This is a genomic window from Polaromonas sp. Polasp52, from assembly GCF_059491565.1.
The window spans coordinates 1,840,001-1,848,375 of the sequence record NZ_CP168513.1; the positions used below are offsets into that span (position 1 = coordinate 1,840,001).

The following is an 8,375-nucleotide window of genomic DNA, read 5'->3' on the forward strand; positions in this document are numbered from 1 at the left end:
CAAAGCCGCCGCCCAGCAAAGTCACGGTGATATGGACATCCTCAGGCGCGACGCGCGCCACACGGGCGGCAACGGCCACCGCCATTTGCGGCACCTGGGTGGGGGCCCATAACCAGACCTTGCCGTCCTTGAGCTGCGCGGTGCAGTTCATGGGCTCCAGCGTCGCATGGGCCAGGTAGGGCGCGCTGTACACGGCCTCGACTTTGCGGCTTGCGGCCGCTTCGGCCTTGTCGATTTCGCCCTTTTCATAAAAGGTGGAACCCGCTTCGTGATCCAGCGCGGCCTGCAGCGCCTTGCCGATCTCGCCGCTGTCCAGCCCGCCGGCCGGGCGCTGCTGCCAATCGACCGGCACCGCCAGGGCCGCTTGCTGCGCCTGCCACCAGGTTTTGCCCACCACGGCGAAACCGGCGGTGGAGCCCGCATAGGCAGGCAGGCGCACAAGGCGTTCGACGCCGGGCGCGGCCAGCGCGACCTCTGTATGAATGGCGCCGGCCGAGCCGCCCAGCATGGGGCACAGCCGGATGGCGGCGTACAGCATGCCCGGCAGCCGCACGTCCAGGCCGAAGACCGCTGTGCCGTTGACCTTGGCGGGCAGATCCGGGCGCGGGGCCTTGCGCCCTATTAGATTCCAGTCCCTGCGGCTTTTGAGCATCACTTCGCCCGGCGGCGTCGCCGCGGCAAACTTCGCCAGTTCCCCGTAGTGGGCCGAGGGCCCGGAGGGATGGGAAATGATGCCCTTGCTGACGCTGAGCTCATCCACCGGCAGCTTCCAATCCAACGACGCCGCCCCCAGCAGCGAGGCGCGGGCGGTGGCCGCGGCCGTGCGCAGTACCTCCCAGGCGTCGGCCACGCTGGACGACGCGCCCGTGGCGTTGATGCCGAGTTCGCGCGCCAGCTTGCCCACCATCCATTCGCCGAGCCGGACCTTGGTCGGGCGCACCCGGGGCGCGCCTTGCGCCGCATAGTCGTCCACCTCCAGCGGATGGAAGGGCAGGCTGCCGACCAGCATGGCGACGTTGCCGTAAATCGCGTCGGAGCCGGCCTGCTCCAGGCTGACCCGCGCCAGCGGCACATCCAGCTCCTCGGCCACCAGCATGGCCAGCGCGGTGTGCACGCCCTGCCCCATTTCGCTGCGCGGCATGGCCAGCACCACGCCGCCGTCGGCCCGTATCTTGATCCAGCCGTTGAAGACCACGCCCGTGAGGTCAGGTTCCGCGCCGGCCGGCCAGGGGTGGGCCGCGCTGCCCAGGCGCGAGCGCGCCGGCAGCACGCCCCAGCCGACCAGCAGTGCGCCGGCCGCGCCCGCCGCGCTGAACAGCCAGGCCCGCCGCTTCATGCCTTGGCCTTCTTCGCGGCGCCGCCGGGCGCCATGGCGGCCGCCCGCTTGATGGCCACGCGTATGCGCTGGTAGGTGCCGCAGCGGCAGATATTGGTCATGGCCGCGTCGATGTCGGCTTCCGTCGGCCTGGGGTTGGCCTCGAGCAGCGCGGCGGCGGCCATCAGCATGCCCGACTGGCAGTAGCCGCACTGCGGCACCTGCTCGGCGATCCAGGCCAGTTGCAGGGCGTGGGGTTTGTCCGGCGTGCCCAGCGCTTCAATGGTCTGGATGCGCTTGCCCAGCACGGCGGACACCGGCACCGAGCAGGAGCGCGCGGCCTGGCCGTCGATACGCACGGTGCAGGCCCCGCAGGCCGCCACGCCGCAGCCGAACTTGGTGCCGGTCATGTTCAACACGTCGCGCAGCAGCCATAACAGGGGCATGCCGGGATCGGCGTCGGCCTGGACGAGCCGGCCGTTGATTTGCAGTTCCACGAAATCTCCCTCAGTGATGCGTCGCCCAAGCCGATGACTATATCGGCGAGCCCCGGCAGGCGATAGGGCGGCCGCGCCACACCGGCCAGGCCGCCAATCGTAAAGACTTGTATTCACCAGCCCGGGGGCGCCATGAACGCCGCGTGGACGCCGGCCTGCGCTCGGGGACGGATAATCCCCCTTCTATATGGCACTTATTACCCTTCTGGACGCCCAACTCGCTTTTGGGCACGTCGCACTGCTGGACCACGCAGATTTTTCCCTTGAGAGCAACCAGCGTATAGGCCTGATAGGCCGCAACGGCACCGGCAAGTCGTCCCTGCTCAAAATCCTCGCCGGCCTCGAAAAACCCGATGACGGCACGCTGCAGCTGCAGCAGAACCTGCGCATCGCCTACGTGCCGCAGGAGCCCAGCCTGGATCCGCATGCCACCGTGTTCATCGCGGCCAGCGCGGGCCTGGCGCGCACCCGCCACGTGGTCGAGCAATACCTGGCGGCCGACGAAAACACCGACCTGGACGCCCTGCAGTCGGAAATCGAGGCGCTGGACGGCTGGACCTGGGAGCAGCGTGTAGAAGAAACCCTGCACCGCCTGCACCTGGACAAGGACGCCATCGTCGGCTCGCTCTCGGGCGGCACCAAGAAGCGCGTGGCACTGGCCCAGGCGCTGGTCGCCAAGCCCGACGTGCTGCTGCTCGACGAGCCGACCAACCACCTGGACCTGGACTCCATCGCCTGGCTGGAGGAACTGCTGGTCAATTTCAACGGCAGCATCATCACCATCACCCACGACCGCGCCTTCCTGGACCAGGTCGCCACCGTCATCGTCGAGCTGGACCGCGGCAAACTCAACAGCTACCCCGGCAACTTTGCCCAGTACCTGGTGCAAAAGGAAGAGCAGATGGCCCAGGAGGCCGTCATCAACGCCAAGGCCGACAAGCTGCTGGCGCAGGAAGAAATCTGGATACGCAAAGGCGTGGAAGCGCGCCGCACCCGCAGCGTGGCCCGAATCGGCCGCCTCGAAGCCCTGCGCGCCAACCGCGCGGCCCGGCGCGACGCTGTCGGCCGCGTCAACCTTGATGTCTCCAGCGGCGAGCGCAGCGGCAAGATCGTCGCCGAGCTCAGCAACGTGAGCAAAAGCTTCGGCCACCCGGGCAGCGAAAAGCTCATCGTCAACAAATTCACCGGCACCTTGCTGCGCGGCGACAAGATCGGCCTGCTGGGCCCCAACGGCGCCGGCAAGACCACGCTGCTCAAGCTCATTTTGGGCGAGCTGCAGCCCGACGTAACCACACCGCCCGGCAAGATCCGCCAGGGCGCCAACCTGCAGGTGGCCTACTTCGACCAGATGCGCGACAGCCTGGACCTGGACGCCACACTGGAAGACTTCATCAGCCCCGGCAGCGAATGGGTGGAGATCAACGGCGCCAAAAAGCACGTCAAGAGCTACCTGACCGACTTTCTGTTCTCGCCGGCCCGCGCCAATTCACCGGTGCGCACCCTCTCGGGCGGTGAGCGCAACCGCCTGCTGCTGGCGCGCCTCTTTGCGCGCCCGGCCAACGTGCTGGTGCTCGACGAGCCGACCAACGACCTGGACATCGACACGCTAGAGTTGCTGGAAGACCTGCTGCAAAACTACGAAGGCACGGTGTTCCTGGTCAGCCACGACAGGCGCTTCCTGGACAACGTGGTCACCAGCACCATCGCCTATGAAGGCACGCCCGAGAACCCCGGCTTCTGGCGCGAGTACGAAGGCGGCGTGACCGACTGGATCACCCAGTCCAAGCGTGCCGCGCAGATCACCGGCGGCGCCCGGCCCGGCCCCGGCGCTTCCAGCCCCAAGCCCGCCGGCAAAACCAGCAGCGAGCCCAGGAAGGACGCCGGCGAAGCGCCCACCGCCAAAAAGAAGCTCAGCTACAAGGAACAGCGCGAACTCGACGGCCTGCCGGCGCTGATCCAGCAGCTCGAGTCGCAGCAAAAGGCGATTGAGCAGGAGCTTTACGACGGCACGCTCTACACGACCAATGCCAAACGGGCGGCCGAGCTCAATGCGCGCAACAGCAAGATCGAGGAAGAACTGATGGAAGCACTGCAGCGCTGGGAAACGTTGTCATCGTAAAGCTGCCGTCGTAAGCGCCCACTCTCTTTGGTAGGTCCCTCCGGGCACGGCTTGCGCGGTCAAGCCGGGCTCCTACACAAAGAGTCGGCGCCTGCGCAGGCGGCCCCGCCATCCGGCGCATCTGCTTAGGCTACAGTGGTCCGCACCATGCCGACCACCCCCAGCGCCCGCAGCGCGATTTCCCGCAAGCTTGTCCTCCCGGCGCTCCGGCAGCTGCTGCCGGCGCTGGCGCTGGCCGTCACCGCCTTGTGGCTGGCCGGCTGTGCCTCCCTGCCCAGCGAGGTGGCCAGGCCGGTGTCCACCGCCCTGGCCAAGCCCGAGGAAACCCGGCTGGGCGCGCTGGTGGCGGCCCGCGCCGCCAAGGCCGGCACGCGCAACGATTCCGGCTTTGCGCTGGTGGGCGACGCCGAACTCGCCTTCACCAGCCGCATGACCCTGATCAAGGCCGCGCAGAAAACCCTGGACATCCAGTACTACGCCATCTTTGCCGACGACACCACCGAGCGCATGTTCGAGGCCCTGCGCGAGGCCGCCGGCCGTGGCGTGCGCATACGCATACTGCTGGACGACTTCAACACCTCGGGCAAGAACGCCCAGGTGCTCAAGCTCGCCTTCGAGAAAAACTTCGAGCTGCGGCTGTTCAACCCCCTGCCCGGCGGGCGCGGCTCCATGGTGATGCGCATTCTGAGCAACCTCAAGGACGCCGCGCGCATGCAGCGGCGCATGCACAACAAGATGTTTGTGGCCGACAACGCGGTCGCCATCACGGGCGGCCGCAACCTGGGGGAAACCTACTTCGGCCAGAGCAAGGGCACGAATTTTGTGGACATCGACATCATCGCGGCCGGCCGCATCGCGCGCGACCTGTCCGCCAGCTTCGACCAGTACTGGAACAACCCGCTGGCCTACCCGGTGCAGTCGCTGATGACCGCCAAGGAGATCGAGGCCCTCAAGCCACCGCCCGCCGGCGCCCAGGCCGCCAAGCTCAACCGGGAAGATCCGGCGACGCTGGCCAGCGCCACACAAGCCGCCATCGCCGAATCGAATGCCTCCGCGGCTTCCGCCGCATCGGCCGCCGCGCTGCCCGACTCCACCGATCTGCGCCTGCTGACCTGGACCTGGGCGCCCTCCGTCCTGCTGGTCGACAAACCGTCCAAGATCGCCGCCGATGCCGACACCACCGGCGAATCCCAGGACACCACGGTGGACGGCCTGCTGCAGCTGATGTCGCAGGCCAAGGGCAACCTGCTCATCGTCTCGCCCTACTTCGTGCCAGGCGAACGCATGATGGCGCAGTTCGCCGAACTGCGCCGGCGCGGCGTGCGCGTGCGCGTGCTGACCAATTCGCTGGCCTCCAACGACGCGCCCGCAGCCCATGTCGGCTACGCGCGCTACCGCAAGGCCCTGCTCGACATGGGCATAGAGCTCTATGAAATGCGCGCCGAGCAGCAAGGCTCTTTCTCGAGCTTCGGCTCATCGGCGCTGGGCGGCGGCTCCACGGGCGGCTCCACCAGCGGCTCGCGCGCCAGCCTGCATTCCAAGGTGGTGGTGATGGACGACCGCCTGCTGGTGGTCGGCTCCATGAACCTGGACCTGCGTTCCCAGCTGCAAAACAGCGAAGTCGCCATCGTCATCCGCAACCGCGCCATCTCGGCCGAGGCCACGCGCCTGATCGAACCCACGCTGGCCGCCGGCGCCTACCGCGTGGAACTGGACGAGCAGGGGCAGATGGTCTGGCGCGCACCCCAGGGCTCGCAGCTCAAGGACTCCCGGGTGGAGCCCGACGCAAGCCTGGGCCTGAAGCTGATGCTCAAGCTGATAGGGCCGCTCGCGCCGGACGAGATGCTTTAGCCGGGTCTTGCGCCGGCTACTGATCCACCTTGACCCGGTAAGTGACGATCAGTTGCCCGCCCGAGGCCAGCGAGCCGGTGAAGGTCCACTTCAGCGCCCCCTGCGCATTGACCGCCGGCTGCGTCGTCACCGTGCACGCCGTGATGCCCGTGGGCAGTGTGCCCGGGCAGGCGGCCGACACAAAGCCGGTGAAGGCCGCGGTGGAGTCGCTCACAAACAGCGTGGACAGCGGCTGCGTGCCGTTGTTGGTGGCCGTCAGCGTGTACTGCAGCGTGTCGCCGGGATTGGCGTTCACGCTGGTGGCCGCGGGCAGCGCCTGGGTCACATTGCTCACCAGCTTGGCCAGCGACAGGTCGCCGGCCTGGCCCACCGTGGTGATGTCGGTGGCCAGCAGGGTGCTCACGGCCAGGGCCGGTGCGGAGTTGGTGTAGGTGAAGGCGGCGCTCAGCGTGACGCTGTTCTGCGCACCCTGGCCGGCGCCGGCGGGCACGAACTGCTTGATGACCAGGCAGATGGTCTGCCCGGCGGTGACAGTAATGGTCGCGGCAGGCTGCGTCTCGCTGGCCTCCACCGCAGCGTTGCAGTTGCTGTCTTGGTACAGCACCTGGTTCCAGGCGGGGCTGGCCGGCGTGGCGGTGTTGGCCATCGAGAAGGCCACTGACCCGCCAGTGGCCGCCTTGTAGGTATGGGCGTAGAACACCACGGTGCCGGGCTGGGCGGTCTGCGCGCCGTTGGGGCTTAAGGTGTTGGGCGCCACCATGCCGAAGCTGATGCCGGTGCGGGCCAGGCCCGAGCCGGCGGTGTAGCTCACGCTGGGGCGGGTGTAGCTGCCGCCGGTGGTGCCGGCCGAGCCGCCGGTGGCGGTGTAGCCGGCCGGCAGCACGGGTGTGAGGACCACGGTGCCGCTGGTGGCCCCGGGAATCCACAGGGTAAAGCTGCCGTCGCTGGCCGTGGGCTCGCTGTCCAGCGTGGTCGCGCCCTGCATGGCGTTGACGGTGATGCCGGCCAGGCCGGGCTCGGTGCCGGCCTTCACGCCGTTGTTGGCCGTGCCGCCGCCCGCGCCGTTGTCGGCGAACACAGTGCCGCTCAAGGTGCTGCCGCTGTACAAGCCGAAGTTCTGCGGGGCCGGTGGAGCGCCGCCCACCACCAGCTGGATCACGCCGCTGGGATTCTGCGAGCCCACATAGCCGGTCGGGTAGCTCGCGGTGATGTCGCTCAGCGTGGCATTGCCGTCGAGTATCAGGCAGTAACTGCCTTGGACCACATTGGCCAGGCTGTAGGCCCCCGTCGTCAGGTTGACCGACGCGGCCGCCGTGGCGGGGCCGGTGCACGTACCGCCCGAAAACGGCGCCAGCTTGACCCACAGGGCGGTGGCCCCGCCTATGCCGGCCTCGCCCGCGTCCAGGTTGCTGTTGTGGTTGGGGTCCGCATACACCGTGCCCGCCACAGTCTTGGGCGTGGGCGTCAGTGTCAGCGTGCAGGTGATGCGGTCGCCGGTCTGGGGCGTCAGCGTGAAGCTGGTGCCAGCGCCGCTGGGCAGCACGGTGTTCGTTCCCCCAAAAGCGGAGGCGCCCGGCCCGCTGTTGCTGCAGGCCATGCTGCCGGTGTAGGCGGACAGCACCGAGGCGCTGCCCGCGGCCATGGCCGCGCTCAGCGTGATGTTGTTGGTGCCTATGACCGAGGCCGCGCCGGTGGTGGCCGTGGTGTTGGTGCCGGTGGAGGTGACGCTGGTCACCGCGGCCGCGGGTGTGGTGTAGCCCACCGCGGCGGTGAACTGGTCGGCCGGGTACTGGCGCCCCGCGATGCTGAGGTTGAAGGTGACCGGCGGCAGCGAGATGGCAAACAGGGCCGCCTGCGAACCCGTGAGGGCGGCGGACACCTGGGTCGGGTTTTGCGTGCCCAGCACCACGGAGCCGTTAAAACTGGTGGAGCCCGAGGTGGGCGCCGTCAGGTTGACGACGGTCGACCCGACGCCGGACAACACGACGGGCGCGCCGGTATAGCTGGTATAGCCGATCACGTTGTCGATCAGGCTCCAGTTCGCCGTGCTTGTATAAACAATTTTTTCGGCGGCCTGGTCGGTGTTTTCGCCGTCGGCCGCGAACATCGAGAAGGTGCGGTTGTTGCCCGACGCGTCCTTCATCACCAGCGACGACAGCGTGGCCGTGCCCACGCCCGTCTGGCTGAGCCAGTACATGGAAGGGGCGCCGGTGATGCCGTTATAGGCGCCGTGCCCGAAAGCACCGCCACCCGTCCAGGCAGGCGAGGCGGCGGCGGTCATGGTGGTGGTCCCGCTGCGTTTGACCGCCGTGGTCAGCGTGCCGGCGCCATTGGGCAGGGTAAAGGTAAAAGCCTGGCCGCCGGCCGTGCCCGCGACCGTGTTGTCATAGCCGGTGAAATCAAGCCACCACAGGCTTTGCGCGAAAGTGCCGGTGGTGGCATAAGAGCCTCCAGCGGCCGACGCCATCCCCGCCCAGGCGCCCAACACGGCGGCAGCCAGGGGGCGCAGGATTTTTGCGTAGCGCCGGCGCCGCGGCGGGACCGCTGGAAATGACGGGTTGTGCATCATCGCGGCGGCCTGCTGTGTGACCCG

General features: G+C 68.2%; 5 protein-coding genes (1 of these 5 cut by a window edge). 2 read left to right on the top strand and 3 right to left on the bottom strand.

Annotated features, from left to right (window positions below; translation table 11 throughout):
* Both ACEN9P_RS08570 and ACEN9P_RS08575 read right to left on the bottom strand, forming a co-directional pair.
* Nucleotides 1-1,336 carry the 5' portion of a xanthine dehydrogenase family protein molybdopterin-binding subunit gene (locus ACEN9P_RS08570; RefSeq protein WP_495621704.1) on the bottom strand. Its footprint begins 977 nt before the window's first position, so only the first 1,336 of its 2,313 coding nucleotides appear in the window; it begins with the start codon at nt 1,334-1,336; its stop codon lies off the left edge, out of view.
* Entirely contained in the window at nt 1,333-1,812 is a 480-nt protein-coding gene (locus ACEN9P_RS08575) for a (2Fe-2S)-binding protein (RefSeq protein ID WP_495621705.1), read from the bottom strand. Before ACEN9P_RS08575 ends, ACEN9P_RS08570 begins: the two co-directional genes overlap by 4 nt.
* 187 nt (nt 1,813-1,999) lie before the next feature.
* Here ACEN9P_RS08575 and ACEN9P_RS08580 point away from each other — a divergent pair, with 187 nt between their 5' ends.
* Both ACEN9P_RS08580 and ACEN9P_RS08585 read left to right on the top strand, forming a co-directional pair.
* Complete coding sequence (locus tag ACEN9P_RS08580) at nt 2,000-3,931, top strand: ATP-binding cassette domain-containing protein (protein ID WP_495621706.1); 1,932 nt, start codon at nt 2,000-2,002, stop codon at nt 3,929-3,931.
* Between the two features lie 147 nt (nt 3,932-4,078).
* Entirely contained in the window at nt 4,079-5,782 is a 1,704-nt protein-coding gene (locus ACEN9P_RS08585; RefSeq protein WP_495621707.1) for a phospholipase D family protein, read from the top strand.
* Between the two features lie 16 nt (nt 5,783-5,798).
* Here ACEN9P_RS08585 and ACEN9P_RS08590 read toward each other — a convergent pair whose 3' ends face one another.
* Nucleotides 5,799-8,351, bottom strand: a complete 2,553-nt coding sequence (locus ACEN9P_RS08590) for a hypothetical protein (RefSeq protein WP_495621708.1) — start codon at nt 8,349-8,351, stop codon at nt 5,799-5,801.
* Nucleotides 8,352-8,375 lie beyond the last annotated feature (24 nt).

What these genes read in the sequence shown, in the direction of transcription:
- ACEN9P_RS08580 (WP_495621706.1), top strand. Translation starts at nt 2,000, where the DNA reads ATGGCACTTATTACCCTTCTGGACGCCCAACTCGCTTTTGGGCACGTC.
- ACEN9P_RS08585 (WP_495621707.1), top strand. Translation starts at nt 4,079, where the DNA reads ATGCCGACCACCCCCAGCGCCCGCAGCGCGATTTCCCGCAAGCTTGTC.
- ACEN9P_RS08590 (WP_495621708.1), bottom strand. Translation starts at nt 8,351, where the DNA reads ATGATGCACAACCCGTCATTTCCAGCGGTCCCGCCGCGGCGCCGGCGC.